We start from the raw sequence: 15,114 nt of genomic DNA on the forward strand, positions 1-15,114 counted from the left end.
CCGCACCTGACCCTGGCCACCCGCTCCTCGGTTTTCAGCCCGCAGCGGATGCCTATTCCCGCAGGTGCCGGACGGATCAGCTTTTGTTATTGAGAACCGTTCTTATATAGTGGCGCAATGCACCTCGTCATCCTCACCTCCCTCGATGCGATGAGCCGTAACAGTGCAGCCGCGCTGGTGGCAGGCACCGCCAACGGCACACCGGTCGTCCTGCACGACCTCCTCGACGGCGGAGTGGTTACGCGCCGCATCCACCGCAACGACCGCATCGTGGAGCGCGAGTCGAGGGTGCTGGAGCACGGCTGCCTCAGTTGCACTGTGCGGTTCGACCTCGCCCCCGCCCTCCTGCGCCTCGCGTCCGAGGGCGTCGAGCGTGCCGTGGTGGGTCTGCCACCCGGCACCACGGCCGAGAACGCCATCGACGGACTCCACTCGATCGCGCCCGGAGCCTTCGTCGTGGACGCCGTCGCGCTCGCACTGCGCCCCGAGGACGTGGAGGACCAGCTGTGGGACCACCACACCCTGTTCGCCTCCGGCTACACCGCGGTTCCCGAGGACGCGCGCACGCCGGGCGAGTTCCTGATGGGTGAGCTCCTGTTCGCGGACACGGTCCTCACCACGGTGAGCGACCTCCTGCCGACCGACGCCGCCCTCGACGCACGCGGGCTCCAGCTCATCGGGGAACTCGCTCCGCACGCCCGTATTTCGGCGGCCGGGGCCGGCACCCTCGCCCGGCACGACTACGGGGCGTCCCAGGCGCAGAGCCTGCCCGGCGAGGTCCACGTGCCCACGATCGCGTCGGCACCGTTCCGCACCCTCGAGCACCGCATCGCCCGCCCCTTGCACCCGGGCCGCTTCCGCACAGCCCTCGGCGCCGTCTCGGAAGGCTGCTGCTTCGTCCGCGGCAGTGTCTGGATCGCGAGTATGCCGGACACGAGGGTCGCCGTGCACGGAGTCGGCCCGCGTATCTCACTCGGCGACGGCGGGACATGGACCGCGGCCGAGTGCCACGGCGGGTGGAACCGCGGCACGCACCTCGCTCTGACCGGCGACGCCCTGGACGACGACGACATCACCGGCCTGCTCGACGCCTGCGCTCTCACGGATGACGAGCTTCGCTCGTCCCCTGCGTATTCCCACCCCACCAGCGAGAATCACTGAAGGAGCACCATGAAAGTCCGCAATTCCCTCCGCGCCCTCAAGAAGGTCCCGGGCGCCCAGGTTGTCCGACGCCGCGGCAGGACCTTCGTCATCAACAAGAAGAATCCACGCATGAAGGCCCGCCAGGGGTAGCACCACGGGCAAGGCCACCTGCGGGGCGGCGACGTTGTCGCGCACCACGGCGCGAGGGCGACGACGCCCCTCCGCCGTAGTCCGTTCCCATGGTGCTGCCCGCGGCTGCTACCGGCAGCGGCGTGGGAAAGGGCGGACTAGCGGAGGTAGGACGCGCCGTTCGCGTCGACCACGGTGCCGCTGACCCAGAGGGGAGCATCGGTGGCGAGCCAGGCGACGGTCTGCGCGATGTCCTCCGGGGTCGCCACGCGGTTGAAGGGACTCTGCGCTCGGACAGCGTCACCGCCCGGCCCGTCGAGGACCGACCTGCCCATGTCCGTCTCGACGAATCCCGGTGCGACCGCCGCCGCGAGGATGCCGTGCGGTGCGAGGGCGACCGCCAGGGACTGGGTCATGGAATGGAGCCCCGCCTTGCTGGCCCCGTAGGCCGGGGTGAGGGGCTCACCGCGGTAGGCGCCGCGCGAGCCCACACTGACGAGCCTTCCGCCCTCGGGTCCGGACGGGCGATCGAGCAGGTGCCGCGCCACCAGCCAGGCAAGGTTCGCCGGTCCGAGCAGGTTGACGGCCAGCGTGTGCCCCCATGCCTGCTGCCATTGCTCGAACGGCGTCGTATCGATGGGGTGCGCTTCGAAGATGCCCGCATTGTTGACGAGGACATCGACCCCGCCCAGGTGCCCCACGGTGTCGGCCACGATGCTTTCACACGCTTCCGGATCCGCGACGTCACCGACGACGACGGCGTGACCGGTGCCGGGCAGCGCAGCGTGGACCGCTGCTGCGGCAGCGCCGTCCCGCCCGGCATGCACGGCAAGGCGGTGCCCCCGCGCGGCAAGCTCCTGCGCGATGGCGGCTCCGATGCCACGGCTCGCTCCGGTCACCAAGATGCTCAGGGTCATGACCCAGACGCTACAGCGTGAGCGACGAACCCCAGGGGACGGCGTGCACTTGTGGACTCGGGGGTCACACGAGGAGTCACCCTTGCTAAGCTGTTCAGCCATCGACCGCCGGCCCACCGCGAAGGAATCCATGGACCCGTTCAGTGTGCACTTCGAGAGGGGTTTCCTCAGGCTGCGGTGGCGGCGCGGTGTAGAAATCACGCACGCGCACGGCGTCGCTGCAGCCCGCGCCCTCGCCGAGTTCCACGGCCCCGCGGCCTTCCCGCTCCTGGTGCACATGCACGGCGTCACCGGCGTCACGCCGGAGGCGCGCGTGGGCATGGCGGCCTACCGGGGCTATTCCCGGGTGGCGCTCGTGGGTCAGGACGCCATGGACGAGGTCTTGTCAGGGTTCTCGCACCGCTCCCCCACCCCGACGCGGTTCTTCACCTCTGAATCCGAAGCCCTGGCCTGGCTCCTGGAGGGCATCGCGTCGGAGCACGGTGCAGCCCCCGCGCCGAGCACCGGGTAGTCTCGCGGCGCGGTCTCGCTCCGCCGGGCAGATACTGGACGCGAGCGCCGACGCAAACCGCACTGCAGCGTTGACCCGCCCGGTGCCGCAGTGCCAAGGTGACTGCATGAGCGCCGAAGATACGGGCACCACCGGAAACGCACCAGAAACGGGCAACACGGGGGTCGAGGTCAGCAACAACGAAGTGAAGAGCCGCTACACCGCGAGCCTCGAGGGTGAGCCCGTCGGGATCGCCGCGTACGAGCGGTCTGACAACACCATCACCTTCACGCACACCGTGGTGGACGAGGAGGTGGAGGGGCAGGGCATCGGGAGCACCCTGATCCGCCACGCCCTCGACGAGGCCCGCGCCCAGGGCCTCACCGTGGTCCCGCAGTGCGTGTTCGTCGCCGCCTTCATCGAGGACCATCCCGAGTACCAGGACCTGGTGGGTTAGGCGGCGCCTGACTTCTCCCTGCCGAGGGCTGCGTCGATGAGCACTTCGGCGGCCGCGCGCGCCTGAGTGGCCGCCTCCGTCGACCCGGCGATGGCCGCCGTCGTCTGAGCGCCTTCGGCGAGGATCGACAGCTGCGGACCGAGGTACGACGGCGCTCCTGCTTCCGCGACCAGCTGTGCGACGTAGTCCTGGAACGATGCCTTGTGCCGCCGGGCGTAGTCCGCAACCTCCGGACTGACCGCTCCCAGTTCCGCGAATGTGTTGATGAATCCGCATCCCCTGAACGAGTCCTCACCGAACCATCGCGTCAGGTAGTCGAAGATCGCCAGCAGCCGCGCGCGCGGGTTCTCGGCCTGACGGACCAAGCCGTCAAGACCCTCTGTCCACGACCGGTGCCGTCGCTCCAGCACGGCCATGACGATCGCACTCTTGGACGGATACTCCTGGTACAGCTTCTTCAGCGACACACCAGCGGCCGCGCGGAGTTCGTCCATCCCCACCGCCTGGATCCCTCTCGCGTTGTACAGATCATCAGCCGTCGCCTCGATGCGCTCTCGGATCTCGGAAAAACTCATGGACCCATAGTACTTGTAATGAGAACGATCGTTCTATACGCTGTGAGAACCGCAGAGAACGACCGTTCTCTACTCTCGAGACAAGGACCAGGACAATGGGCTTCATCACAGTCGGCACCGAGAACACCACGGACATCGAGCTCTACTACGAGGACCACGGCACGGGCCAGCCCGTCGTCCTGATCCACGGCTACCCCCTGGACGGCAACTCGTGGGAGAAGCAGTCCAACGCCCTGCTGAACGCCGGCTACCGCGTCATCACCTACGACCGCCGCGGTTTCGGCCAGTCCAGCAAGCCAACCACGGGCTACGACTACGACACCTTCGCCGCTGACCTGAACACCGTCCTCGAGACCCTCGACCTCCACGACGTCGTCCTCGTCGGCTTCTCCATGGGCACCGGTGAGGTCGGCCGCTACATCGGCACCTACGGCGAGGCACGCATCGCCAAGGCCGCTTTCCTCGCCTCCCTCGAGCCGTTCCTGCTCCAGACCGGCGACAATCCCACCGGCGTTCCAGCCACCGTCTTCGACGGCATCCGCACCGCCGCCACCGACGACCGCTACGCCTGGTTCACGAACTTCTACAACGACTTCTTCAACACCGACAACTTCCTCGGCAACCGCCTCAGCGAAGAAGCACTGCGCAACGCCTGGAACGTCGCCGCGGGCTCGTCCTGGTACGCCTCCTTCGCCGTCGTCGACTCCTGGCTCACCGACTTCCGCTCCGACATCGACAAGGTCACCGTTCCGGCCCTGATCGTCCACGGCACCGACGACCGCATCCTGCCCATCGACGCCACCGGCCGTGAGTTCACCAAGCGCCTGCCGTCCGCCGAATACGTCGAGATCGACGACGCACCCCACGGCATGCTCTGGACGCACGGCGCCGAGATCAACGAGATCCTCCTCCGCTTCCTCGCCAAGTAGCACCCCGAAGGCGAAGGGCGTCGGTCACCACCGGCGCCCTTCGCCATGCGCCGCCGGGCGGAGCTCCGCTGTGGCAGTCCGGCCGGCCGAGCCTCCGGTGCCGCTTAGCGGAGCTCCGCAGCGCGCCTCCGCAGGTTCGCGTGCAGGCCGCCGTAGGCGTCGACGGCCGGGAAGAGGGCCTTCGGTGCCTTCACAACCACGCTGTAGTTGGCGTCCACCGCGTTGGCGATCGGCGCCAGCGCGGTCTGGGTCAGGAGTTGGTAGGCGTCCAGCCGGTGCAGCCCGAAGAGATCGCCGAACCACCGCACCATCTCCAACTGGCCGATGCGCCACGAATCCTCCATGGGCCGGGAGGAGCCCACCGCCATCCAGTGGTAGTCGGTCTCGAGCCGGGGCCACGCAGGAGCCCCGCCCTTGATCAGCTCGACGATGATCGTCGAGTGCATGGCTCCCTCGACCGCGGTACCGCAGGCCTCGCCCTCACCCTGGCGGTAGTGCCCGTCGCCGATCGAGAAGAGAGCACCCTCGACGTTCACGCCGAGGTAGACCGTCGTCCCCGGTTTCACGTCCGGTGCGTCCATGTTGCCTCCGAACCGCTCAGGCACCAGCGCCGAGCGCACCTCCCCTCCGGGTGGCGCCACTCCGACCGTGCCGAGCATGGGTTCGAGCGGCAGCGCGACTTCGAAGTCCCCGAGCCGGGACTGGAACCCGACCGTCCGCCGTTCGGTGTCCACGTGGTAGATCCAGGTGATGTCCGGCAGGGGTTCCTGCAGCGTGGCGGTGCGGTCCGTGCTGGTGAGACCGCCGAAGAAGGGGATCGTGGCAGAAGCGCCGTAGGACCGGGCAGGTGTCAGGTCGGCGATGTGCAGGGCCAGCGTGTCCCCCGGTTCGGCGCCCTCCATGTAGAAGGGACCGGTCTGCGGATTGATGAAGTTGAGGTCCACCTTCTCCCCCGACACGTCGTGCACCGACGTCAGGGCGTTGTTGAAGGCGTCCTCCGACCAGAGCTTCAGCGCAGTCCCGGGCCGCACGCTCAGTACCGGGGCGCTGCCGCCGAAGGTGTACACGAGCTCGTCAGGCCGTGGGTGATACTCGACGATGTCCATGACCGGATGCTACGGGGCCGTTCAGGCGGGAACAAGGGTGCCGGAAGCGACGACGGCGGCACCCGTGGTGCCGCCGTCGTCACTGATACTGCCGTCGTCCTCGGTAGCGGGAAGCGATGCGCGAGAAGAACTACCTCAGTTCGCGAAGACGTCGACGAGGCGCAGGTCCGGCGTCCACAATCCGAGTGAATCCCCGGTGTTGTTGAGCAGGGACGCGCCCTGGCCGTTGTAGTAGTCGGAGGCGGAGTTCGTGCCCGGTCCCGTGTAGACACGCAGCTCACCGCCCGGCTGCAGCACGTAACCGTCCCCTACCACCAGGATGTTGTTGGCGGCGTCCCGCAGGAAGTAGCCGCTGACGTCCACAGCCGTTCCGGACGCGTTCCGCAGCGCGACGTACTCGCCCGTCTCTGGCTGCACGTCGTTGCCCAACGGGTCGTTCACCGCTCCGCTGATCTCGATGATGGCGCCCGGGAAGACCGGCAACCCACGGAGGTGGCGGCTGCTCTCGGTCGGGAAATCGGTGGTGACGGCGTCTACCCCGAGATCCGTGACCGCCTGCACGGCCTCCGGCGAGTTGACGGTGTAGACGCTCATGGCCAGTCCGGCGGCCTTCACCCTGGCGACGTCCTCCGCTTTCACCACCCGGTAGTTGGCACCGACGGAGTCCACGTAGGTTGCCCACGCGGCGAGCACATCGGCTCCGGGAACCGCACCGGTGAGCTGCTGCAGCTGCACCTCGGGGGCGAGCTCCGCGAAGCGCTGGTTGGATGCCTCGTCGAAGCCGATGACCTGCACCTTGTCCGCCGCGACCAGTTTCTGCCAGGCAGGGTTGGTGTGCAGCTCGTCCGCAACCAGCTGCTCGATCCCGGGGGAGTTCCAGGGAGACTTGATCTCGATGTAGACGCCCGTCGTGCGCGTTCCGACGGCGGCGGCGTCGTCGAGGTGGGGAATCCTCTCGCCGGTGAAGCGCCGGTCGAAGTACGAGCCTGCATCGAGCTGCTGCAGTTCCGCCCAGGTGAAGGACGTGATCGGATCGGCGGCGCGGGCGGGGAAGACGTCCTCGACGTTGGTCGTCCGCGCCGGGGTGTCGTCATGGAAGAGGAACGGAACGCCGTCGGCACTGAGTTGGACGTCGATCTCGATGAAGTCAGCACCGGAAGCGCGTCCACCCTTCAGCGCGGAAACCGTGTTCTCCGGAGCCGTGCCGCCCGCACCGCGGTGCCCCACCAGGATCGGCGTCGCGGCGGGGCGTTTCACGGACGCTTGCCGCAGGTCGGGTGCCGGCGTCGCGGGAGCGGAGACAGCGAGGAGCGAGAGACCGACGGCGGCGACGGCGGCGGTGCGGACGGAGCGGGCGGTACGGGTGGAGCCGATGGAACGGGAATTCTCGGCGGAGCGGGCAGAGCGGAAGGCGCGAACTGGCAAGGGTGGTCCCTTCGGAACTATCGGTGGCGGGACCGGCTGGACCGCCTCGACGATCCAACCGCCCCTACCCGACACCGCCGTCAACCGCGGATGAATTGCCGGTGAAGCGCGCACCCACTTTTGGGATCAGGCGCGGCCCTTGAGGATGAGGTTCCAGTAGACCTTCGGAAGCACGATGCGCTCGAGGAAGAACGTCAGTCTCCGCTCCCGGGCGAGGTTCTTCCACCCCGGCACAGTGGGCATGGGAGCGTACTTGTCGTCGAATTCCGAGAAGACCACCGTATTCCTGCTGACCACGAAGGGGCAGGCCGAATAGTGGTTGTACTTCGCCGTCGGCTTCCTGCCCCTGATGACCGCTCGGACGTTCTTGGCGAGCACCTTCGTCTGCATGCGCAGTGCCGCGCCGGACTTCGAGTTCAGCGTGGACGCGGCATCACCCAGGGACCAGATGGCCGGGAAACGCGTGTGCCGCAGGATGACCGGATCCACCTCGACGAAGCCGCCCGGGTTGCCCCGCGCCGGGAGGTCGGTGGTCTTCAGCCATTCCGGCGCGGACTGCGGGGGCACCGCGTGGAGGACGTCGTAGGACAGGGTCTCCGGGACGCCGGTAACGCTGTTCCTGAGCTCGACCGACCGGTTGTCCGGGTCCACGGAGGCGAGTTCCGTGCTGTAGCGGACCTCGATCCCGTATTCCTCGATCTTCCGGGTCAGCTCCTCGTCGATGATGTCCATGCCGAAGATCGTCGGCGTGGACACGGCCAGGACAACCCTGATGTCCTTGAGCACCCCGTTACGTCGCCAGTGGTCGCACGCGAGGTACATGGGTTTCTGGGCGGCGCCGTCGCACGAGGCCGGCCCGGGCGGCTGGGTGAAGACGACCGTTCCGCTGGTGAGGTCCCTGAAAAGTTTCCAGGCCTTCGGAGCGAGTTCGTACTCGTAGTTCGATCCACCGTGCGGACCCTCCATCGCCTCCTTGAGGCCCGGCACCACCGCCCAGTCGTTCTGGATGCCGGGACACACCACGAGGTGGTCATAGGTGACGGCGGAACCGGAGGCCAGGAGCACGGTGTTGGTGTCCGTACTGACGTCCGTCGCCTTGTCCTGGATCCAGGTGACACCCTTCGGCATCACGGCGGACTGCAGCCGGACTGCCTCCAGGGCGTCGGCTGTTCCACCTGCGATGTGCGAGAAGAGCGGCTGGTAGAAGTGGCGTTCCCGGGGCTCGATGACGGCGATGTCCTTCATCCGGTACCGGCGGAGGCGCCCGGCCAGGGACACCCCGGCATTGCCGCCGCCGATGATGAGCACCTGGTGGTGGCGTTTCTCGCCGGGCGCGGGAATGACCGGAACGGCCCGGCCCGCTGATGTGGTGCTCTTGCTGGAACCGATGACGGGTACCTCTTCCGTGTCGTCCTGCGCGGTGCTGTCCTTCGACACTACCGCCCGGCACCGACGCAGGGACAGGGACAGCGTGCCGACGAGGGAAACGATGCCCCACGAAGCAGCGGCACTGCCCCGGCTCACCCTCCGGAGCTGTACGAGGTACTTGCTTCGCCGACCACGGCGGGCTGATGGACGCTGTAGCCGGCGGCGTCCTGGCCGGGGCTCGCGAGGATGGCGAGCAGGAGATAGAAGGTCACGAACCAGACCGCGACGCCGACGCCGCGCTCTTTCCTGCGCAGCGGCCCTCGGCCTGTGCTTCGATGGGCGGCCGCGGCGTCGGCCGGCGGAACGGCCGGCGCCCCGTGCCGCCGGTGCAGCTCGAGCTCGCACCGGGCCCGGGTCAGTTCCTCGCGGAGCCGCTCGGCCTTCTCCGCAGCGACCCATGGCTCGTCCTGCCGGGAGCGGCGCGCCACTCCGAACGGATCTGCTGACTTCATCATCGTCGATTCCCCATGCCGTCATCGTAGGCAGGGCTTCACGCAACCGACCCTCAGCGTTGCGGCAGGATCGCCGCAGGCAAGGGCTGGTCAGTTCCGCGCGTAGCGGGTGACGAAGGCGCGGAGGATCGCCGCGGGCTGGTCGACCGCCGTGGCACGTGCGCGCTCGATGTAGTCGTCCGCCTGCTCCGGCGGGAAGTAGCCGGCATGGCGGTATGTGCTGATGCGGCCCACGAGCGCCTCGACGTCGAGTTCCGGGTGGAACTGCGTCGCGTACACGTTCTGCCTGACGCGGAACATCTGCACGGGGCACGTCGCGGAGGATGCCAGCAGCACTGCACTCTCCGGCAGCGTAGCGCACGCCTCCTTGTGCCCCACGTAGGCGGCGAACGACGACGGCAGGTCCGCGAGGAGCGGGTCGGCAACGCCGTCCTCGGTGAGCGTGATCTCGACCGCGCCGATCGGCTCGGCAAAGGAGGAGTCGATGACGGCGCCCTGGTGACGGCCCAGGGTCCCCACGCCGTAGCACGCACCGAAGAAGGGAAAGTCCTCGGCGACCACGCGGTCCAGCAGGCGCCCGAGCTCGTGCTCCACGCGCACCTGCACGGCACTCTTCGATTCCTCCGGATCCGAGGAATTGAAAGGGCTGCCGCCCAGGAAGATCCCCGAATAATCTGCGAGGTCCAGGTCCGGAAGTGGCTCCGCCTCCAGGCGGATGCGCCTCAATCCGGCCTCGTCGAGTCCCCCGTAGCGCAGGAAACTCCGGTACTCGGCGTCGGCGGCATAGTCTTCCGCGCGGGTGGCCAGGAGGAGGAACGGTTTCACCCTCCGATGCTACTGGCTGGCCCTTCACCCAAGGATGCTCGTCCGCCAGGGAAAAACGATTCCACCGATAACGGGCAGCAGGCCACCGGGGTCTCCCCCGATGGCCTGTTCCGGTTGGTGCGTGAGCCGGGCTAGCGGGCGGCGTCCGCTCCGCGCGGCGCACCGGCGTCGAGCTCGGACAGTTCCTGAGCGGCACGGTAGACGTCGTTCCTGGAGAGCGCGACCGGTCCGGCGCTGTGCCGGCCGTGCGATGGCTGCACGGCGACGACGTCGGGCTCCCCCGCCGCCTGCGTCCCGTTGGCCTGACCCGATCCGGCAGCAGGGCCCGCCTCCGCACCGGCAAGCGCAGGAGCGGCGCCGGTAGCCGCGGGTGACACCGAACCGGCAGGGCCGGCAGGGGCAGCCTGCACGAAGTCGACGGTGCGGCGCAGCGGCGCTTCCTTGATGAACAGGACGCACGCGAGGCCGATGACCGCGATGACCGCCGTGATCAGGAAGATCATGGCCGTGCTGTCACCGTAGGCGGCCCGCACTATGTCGGCGACGGGAGCGGGAAGGTCGACGAGGTCGAGCGTTCCTCCCGCCGCACCACCGGTGGTCGGGATGCCCGCCGCGGCGAGTCCCTCGGTCGTCTTGTTCTCCACCTGCGTGCCGAGGATCGCCCCCAGCACGGCAACGCCGGCAGCTCCGCCCATCGAGCGGAAGAACGCGACGGAGGCACTCGCCGAGCCGATGTCCTTGACCGCCACGGTGTTCTGGACGGCGAGGACGAGGTTCTGCAGCATGAGCCCGAGGCCCATACCGAAGAGGAAGGTGTAGATGCCGACGAGCCAGAGCTCGGTGAGGTGGTCGATGGTGCCGGCCAGGCCCAGGCCGGCGATGAGGAACAGGGCACCGGCGATCAGGTACCGCTTCCACTTGCCGTACTTGGTGACGAGTTGCCCCGCACCGATGGACCCCAGCAGGTTGCCCGCGATCATCGGCAGGGTCAGCAGGCCGGCCTCGGTGGGCGTGGCACCGCGGGCCACCTGGTAGTACTGGCCGAGGTAGCTCGAGCTCGCGAAGAGTGCGATGCCGACGGCGATGGAGGCGATGATCGCGAGGGCCGTGGTCCGCTCGGAGATGATCTTGAGCGGGATGATGGGCTCGGCCACCTTGGACTCCACCACGAGGAGGAGCGCCAGCAGGATCACGCTGCCCCCCACCATGAGGGCGCTCTCGCGGGAGAACCACTCGTAGTAGCCCTCCTTGCCCGCGAAGGAGACCCAGATGAGGAGGAGGCTCACGCCGGCTGTCAGGAGCACCGACCCGATCCAGTCGATCCTCGCCTTGCGGCGCGTGTCCGGGAGCTTGAGGGTCACCTGCAGCAGGATCAGCGCGATGATCGCGAGCGGCACGCAGACGAAGAACGTCCAGCGCCAGCCGAGCGGTGAGTCGACGATGAAGCCTCCGAGGAGTGGTCCGCCCGCCGTCGCGACCGCCATGACGCCGCCCATGTAGCCGGAGTACCGCCCGCGCTCACGCGGGGCGATGATGGTGCCGATGATGGCCTGCGCGAGTGCTGTCAGACCGCCCATCGCGACACCCTGGATGACGCGGGCCGTGAGGAGCAGGGGGATGGTCTGCGCGAAACCGGCGAGGACCGAGCCCGCCACGAAGATGACGATGCTGACCTGCACCAGGACCTTCTTGTCGAACAGGTCGGAGAACTTGCCCCAGATCGGGGTCGTCGCGGCATTGGCGAGCAGTGCGGCCGTGATGACCCAGGCGAAGTCCGTCTGGGAGCCGTTGAGGTCGCTCATGATCGTCGGCAGCGCGTTCGCGACGATCGTGCTGCTCAGGATCGCCGTGAACAGGCCTGCGAGCAGTCCCGTGAGTGCCTGCAGGATCTGCTTGTGGCTCATGGGCTCGTGTCCGTGGTGCTGACCGGCGGCTTCGGCCGCTGTCGGTGTCGTCGCCCCGGCGGTGTCCGCCTTGATGGGATGGATGGCCATCAGTGTTCTTCCTTCGTGGTCTCGGACGCGGGGTCCAGGTGGCGGCCGTCGTTGCCCGTTCGGTGTGCGGTGGTGGGTAGCGGCGTCGCGGCGCCCTGCGGGAGGGATTGTGCTGCCGCGGCCGGATGACCGGCGGCAGAGCGGAGAGCGGCGGTCAGGTGCTGCACGGACGACGACGCCGCCTCGGCCTCGCTCTCCGTCCAGTCGGACAGGATCTCCCGCAACGTCTCCGCCCTGCGCTCGTAGGTCTCGGCGAGGTACTTCTCGCCCTGCTGCGACAAGGACAGGAGGCAGGCCCGGCCGTCGAGCGGATCAGGCGTACGCACGACGAACCCGTGCTGCTCGAGGTCGGCGAGCTGCCGGCTGAGGGCGGACGCACCGATCCCGAGCCTGGCAGCGAGGGCCGACGCCCTCATTGGGCCGCCGTCGCCGATGAAGAACAGGACGCCGGTGTGCGCCGGGCCCAGGTCCGTGTACTTCGTCCCCGCGGCGGTGACCCCCCGCAGGGCCCGCTGCAGGTCGAAGATGTTGTGCACCAGCTCTGCAGCGGTGTGTTGCGCTACCGACATTCCGCACTCCTGGCCTCGTATACTTCGTTGCTCTAAGTAACTGTACGCTCGTCCTTTCGTTAGGTCAACTAAGTAAAACGGCACCGGGAAGGGATTTCCGGGCGCGCGCCCGCTCGAGAACCGTCAACCCCACCGGCTCACTGCGCGGAATGCTTGCGGTTCCTGCGCATGCCCTGTTAGGCCTGATACACAAGGGCAGTTGGATCACCTGCTGAGGAGCGCCCACCCGGGCCGCGGAAGAGGACGTTCGCCATGACGCGCAAGGAACCCCGTGTAGAGGAAGTCGACGAGAACGACCTCAAGGTCGAGAAACGCCCGAAGGACTGGGCAGCAGGCCTTCCCGGCGTCTACTACTCCATGAAGCCCGCCATCGAGCACATGGGTGTCGAGCGGACCCTCAAGACCGTGCTCAAGATGAACCACAAGGACGGCTTCGACTGCCCGAGCTGCGCCTGGCCCGATCCGGACAAGCGGAAGACGTTCGAGTTCTGCGAGAACGGTGCCAAGGCCGTCACCTGGGAGGCGACTCCCGTCGTCATCTCCTCCGAGTTCTGGGCGGAGCACTCGATCAGCGTCCTCCGCGAGCGCTCCGAGTACTGGCTCGGCATGCAGGGACGCCTCGTCGAACCCGTCTACAAGCCCGCCGGCGAGGATCACTACCGACCAGTGAGCTGGGACGAGGCCTTCGAGATCGTCGGCAACAAGCTGAAGAGCCTGGACTCGCCGGACGAGGCAGCGTTCTACACAAGCGGCCGCACGTCCAACGAAGCGGCGTTCCTGTACCAGTTGTTCGCTCGCGGTTTCGGCACCAACAACCTGCCCGACTGCTCCAACATGTGCCACGAATCCTCCGGCTGGGCCATGGGCCAGACGATCGGCATCGGCAAGGCGACCGTCACGTTCGACGACTATGCCCACGCGGACCTCATCATCGTCATGGGCCAGAACCCGGGCACCAACCATCCCCGCATGCTCACCGAGCTCGAGGCGTGCAAGCGCAACGGCGGACAGATCGTCGCCGTGAATCCACTTCCGGAGGCTGCCCTCAAGCGCTACAAGAACCCCCAGCTCGTCCGGGGCGTGCTCGGAAAGGGCACCGAGATCGCGGACCAGTTCCTCCAGATCCGGCTCGGCGGGGACATGGCCCTCCTGCAGGCGGTGTCCAAGCGCGTCTTCGAGGCCGAGGCGAAGAACCCCGGCACGGTGCTCGACCACGCGTTCCTCGAAGAGCACTGCGAGGGCCTCGACGAGCTGCGGGAGTACCTCCTGACGCTCGATGACCAGACCGTCCTCGAGGCCACCGGGCTGCGCACCGAGGAGATCGACGAACTCGCGGCACGCTACCTCGCGGCGGACAAGGTGATCATCACCTGGGCCATGGGCATCACGCAGCAGAAGAAAGGTGTCGCCACTATCAAGGAGATGATCAACCTCCTGCTGCTGCGCGGCAACATCGGCAAGCCCGGGGCCGGCGCCTCCCCCATCCGCGGCCACAGCAACGTCCAAGGTGACCGCACCATGGGCATCTGGGAGCAGATGCCACCCACGTTCATGGACGCCCTCGGCAAGGAGTTCAACTTCGAGCCACCTCGCGAACACGGAGCAGACGCCGTCGAATCCATCCGGCGGATGCGGGACGGCAAGGTCAAGGTGCTCGTGGCACTCGGCGGGAACCTCGTCGCGGCCATCTCCGACACCCAGGTGGCGGAGAAGGCTTTCGAGAACACCGACATGACCGTGCAGATCTCCATCAAGCTCAACCGCTCCCACCTCATCACGGGCGACGAGGCGCTGATCCTCCCCTGCAAGGGCCGCACCGAGATCGACCGCCAGGCGACGGGCGAGCAGTTCGTCTCCGTCGAGGACACCGTGTGCGCGGTGCATCCCTCCTGGGGCAGCGTGGAGCCCGTGTCCGAGAACCTGCTCTCCGAGCCCGCGATCATCAGCAGACTCGCCCGCGCGACGATCGACGGCAGGATCGATGCCGACTGGGAGGGCTTCGAGAAGGACTACGACCTCATCCGCGAGCACATCTCGCGCGTGGTCGAGGGCTGCCAGGACTACAACCGGAGGATCCGCCAGGAAGGCGGATTCATTCTCGCGAACGGTCCGCGTGATTCCCGCACCTTCAACACGCCGACGGGCAAGGCCGTCCTCACAGTCAATGACCTCGAGTACCTCGAGCGCCCCGAGGGCACGCTGATCCTGCAGTCGCTGCGCGCCCACGACCAGTGGAACACCACGATCTACGGCAACAACGACCGCTACCGCGGCATCAAGAAGGGCCGGCACGTCGTGTTCATCAACCCGGAGGACATCGCAGAGCTGGGGCTCAAGGACGGCCAGAACGTGGACATCCACGGCGTGCACGACGACGGCGTGCAGCGCGTGCTCCGGGCCTACCGCGTCGTCTCGTACCCGACCGCGCGGGGCTGCGCCGCCTCCTACTACCCTGAGGCGAACGTCCTCGTCCCGCTGGACCATGTGGCGCAGGGCAGCAACACACCCACGTCGAAGCAGATCATCGTCCGGTTCGAACCGAGCTCGCATGCCGCGCCCGCCGAACACGACTCCGCAGCGACCGCCCCCGCGCCGGACGCAGAAGCGGACGGCTTCCCGACCGCGACCACCGGGGCACCGGCGAAGGAAGCGGAGGCGGCGAACGCCTGATGCTC

General features: G+C 67.8%; 15 protein-coding genes. 6 read left to right on the forward strand and 9 right to left on the reverse strand.

Going from position 1 to position 15,114, the window contains the following annotated elements:
- Window positions 1–117 precede the first annotated feature (117 nt).
- Window positions 118–1,161 carry a GTP-binding protein gene (locus tag FDK12_RS08010; protein WP_137369085.1) on the forward strand — a complete coding sequence of 348 codons (1,044 nt, stop codon included), beginning with the start codon at window positions 118–120 and terminating at the stop codon, window positions 1,159–1,161.
- A gap of 9 nt (window positions 1,162–1,170) precedes the next feature.
- Window positions 1,171–1,293 (forward strand): type B 50S ribosomal protein L36, encoded by a 123-nt coding sequence (gene ykgO / locus FDK12_RS08015; protein ID WP_026544400.1) that lies wholly within the window; start codon window positions 1,171–1,173, stop codon window positions 1,291–1,293.
- 137 nt (window positions 1,294–1,430) lie between these two features.
- Here the strand turns inward: ykgO and FDK12_RS08020 are convergent, their stop codons facing one another.
- Entirely contained in the window at window positions 1,431–2,189 is a 759-nt protein-coding gene (locus FDK12_RS08020; RefSeq protein WP_137369086.1) for an SDR family NAD(P)-dependent oxidoreductase, read from the reverse strand.
- 130 nt (window positions 2,190–2,319) lie between these two features.
- Here FDK12_RS08020 and FDK12_RS08025 point away from each other — a divergent pair, with 130 nt between their 5' ends.
- Window positions 2,320–2,700, forward strand: coding sequence for an STAS/SEC14 domain-containing protein (locus FDK12_RS08025; RefSeq protein ID WP_189636301.1), 381 nt, complete (start codon window positions 2,320–2,322; stop codon window positions 2,698–2,700).
- Window positions 2,701–2,806: 106 nt separating this feature from the next.
- Window positions 2,807–3,136 carry a GNAT family N-acetyltransferase gene (locus FDK12_RS08030; RefSeq protein ID WP_137369088.1) on the forward strand — a complete coding sequence of 110 codons (330 nt, stop codon included), beginning with the start codon at window positions 2,807–2,809 and terminating at the stop codon, window positions 3,134–3,136.
- Here FDK12_RS08030 and FDK12_RS08035 read toward each other — a convergent pair.
- Entirely contained in the window at window positions 3,133–3,711 is a 579-nt protein-coding gene (locus tag FDK12_RS08035) for a TetR/AcrR family transcriptional regulator (protein WP_137369089.1), read from the reverse strand. The two genes, FDK12_RS08030 and FDK12_RS08035, sit on opposite strands and share 4 nt — an antisense overlap.
- A gap of 95 nt (window positions 3,712–3,806) precedes the next feature.
- On the opposite strand from FDK12_RS08035, the gene FDK12_RS08040 reads away from it, so the two are divergent.
- Window positions 3,807–4,640: an alpha/beta fold hydrolase gene (locus tag FDK12_RS08040; protein WP_137369090.1), complete on the forward strand. Its 834-nt coding sequence runs from the start codon at window positions 3,807–3,809 to the stop codon at window positions 4,638–4,640.
- 104 nt (window positions 4,641–4,744) lie between these two features.
- On the opposite strand, the gene FDK12_RS08045 is transcribed toward FDK12_RS08040, so the two are convergent.
- From FDK12_RS08045 to FDK12_RS08075, 7 genes are all read right to left on the reverse strand, one after another.
- Entirely contained in the window at window positions 4,745–5,746 is a 1,002-nt protein-coding gene (locus tag FDK12_RS08045) for an acetamidase/formamidase family protein (RefSeq protein WP_137369091.1), read from the reverse strand.
- Between the two features lie 135 nt (window positions 5,747–5,881).
- The gene (locus FDK12_RS08050; protein WP_223263166.1) at window positions 5,882–7,171 is read right to left on the reverse strand and encodes a glycerophosphodiester phosphodiesterase family protein; all 1,290 of its coding nucleotides are present in this window, start codon (window positions 7,169–7,171) and stop codon (window positions 5,882–5,884) included.
- 126 nt (window positions 7,172–7,297) lie between these two features.
- Window positions 7,298–8,512, reverse strand: coding sequence for an NAD(P)/FAD-dependent oxidoreductase (locus FDK12_RS08055; RefSeq protein ID WP_137369216.1), 1,215 nt, complete (start codon window positions 8,510–8,512; stop codon window positions 7,298–7,300).
- Between the two features lie 179 nt (window positions 8,513–8,691).
- On the reverse strand, window positions 8,692–9,054 hold the full coding sequence (locus tag FDK12_RS15225) for a hypothetical protein (protein ID WP_137369092.1): 363 nt from the start codon (window positions 9,052–9,054) through the stop codon (window positions 8,692–8,694).
- An 87-nt stretch (window positions 9,055–9,141) separates the two neighbouring features.
- Window positions 9,142–9,876 (reverse strand): glutamine amidotransferase, encoded by a 735-nt coding sequence (locus FDK12_RS08065; RefSeq protein ID WP_137369093.1) that lies wholly within the window; start codon window positions 9,874–9,876, stop codon window positions 9,142–9,144.
- 131 nt (window positions 9,877–10,007) lie between these two features.
- On the reverse strand, window positions 10,008–11,780 hold the full coding sequence (locus tag FDK12_RS08070; RefSeq protein ID WP_137369217.1) for an MFS transporter: 1,773 nt from the start codon (window positions 11,778–11,780) through the stop codon (window positions 10,008–10,010).
- An 89-nt stretch (window positions 11,781–11,869) separates the two neighbouring features.
- Window positions 11,870–12,439 (reverse strand): MarR family winged helix-turn-helix transcriptional regulator, encoded by a 570-nt coding sequence (locus FDK12_RS08075; protein WP_137369094.1) that lies wholly within the window; start codon window positions 12,437–12,439, stop codon window positions 11,870–11,872.
- 252 nt (window positions 12,440–12,691) lie between these two features.
- Here FDK12_RS08075 and FDK12_RS08080 point away from each other — a divergent pair, with 252 nt between their 5' ends.
- Window positions 12,692–15,109: an FdhF/YdeP family oxidoreductase gene (locus FDK12_RS08080; RefSeq protein WP_137369095.1), complete on the forward strand. Its 2,418-nt coding sequence runs from the start codon at window positions 12,692–12,694 to the stop codon at window positions 15,107–15,109.
- The last annotated feature ends 5 nt before the right edge of the window (window positions 15,110–15,114 follow it).

It is taken from the genome of Arthrobacter sp. NamB2 (genome assembly GCF_005281365.1).
Classification (GTDB): domain Bacteria; phylum Actinomycetota; class Actinomycetes; order Actinomycetales; family Micrococcaceae; genus Arthrobacter_D.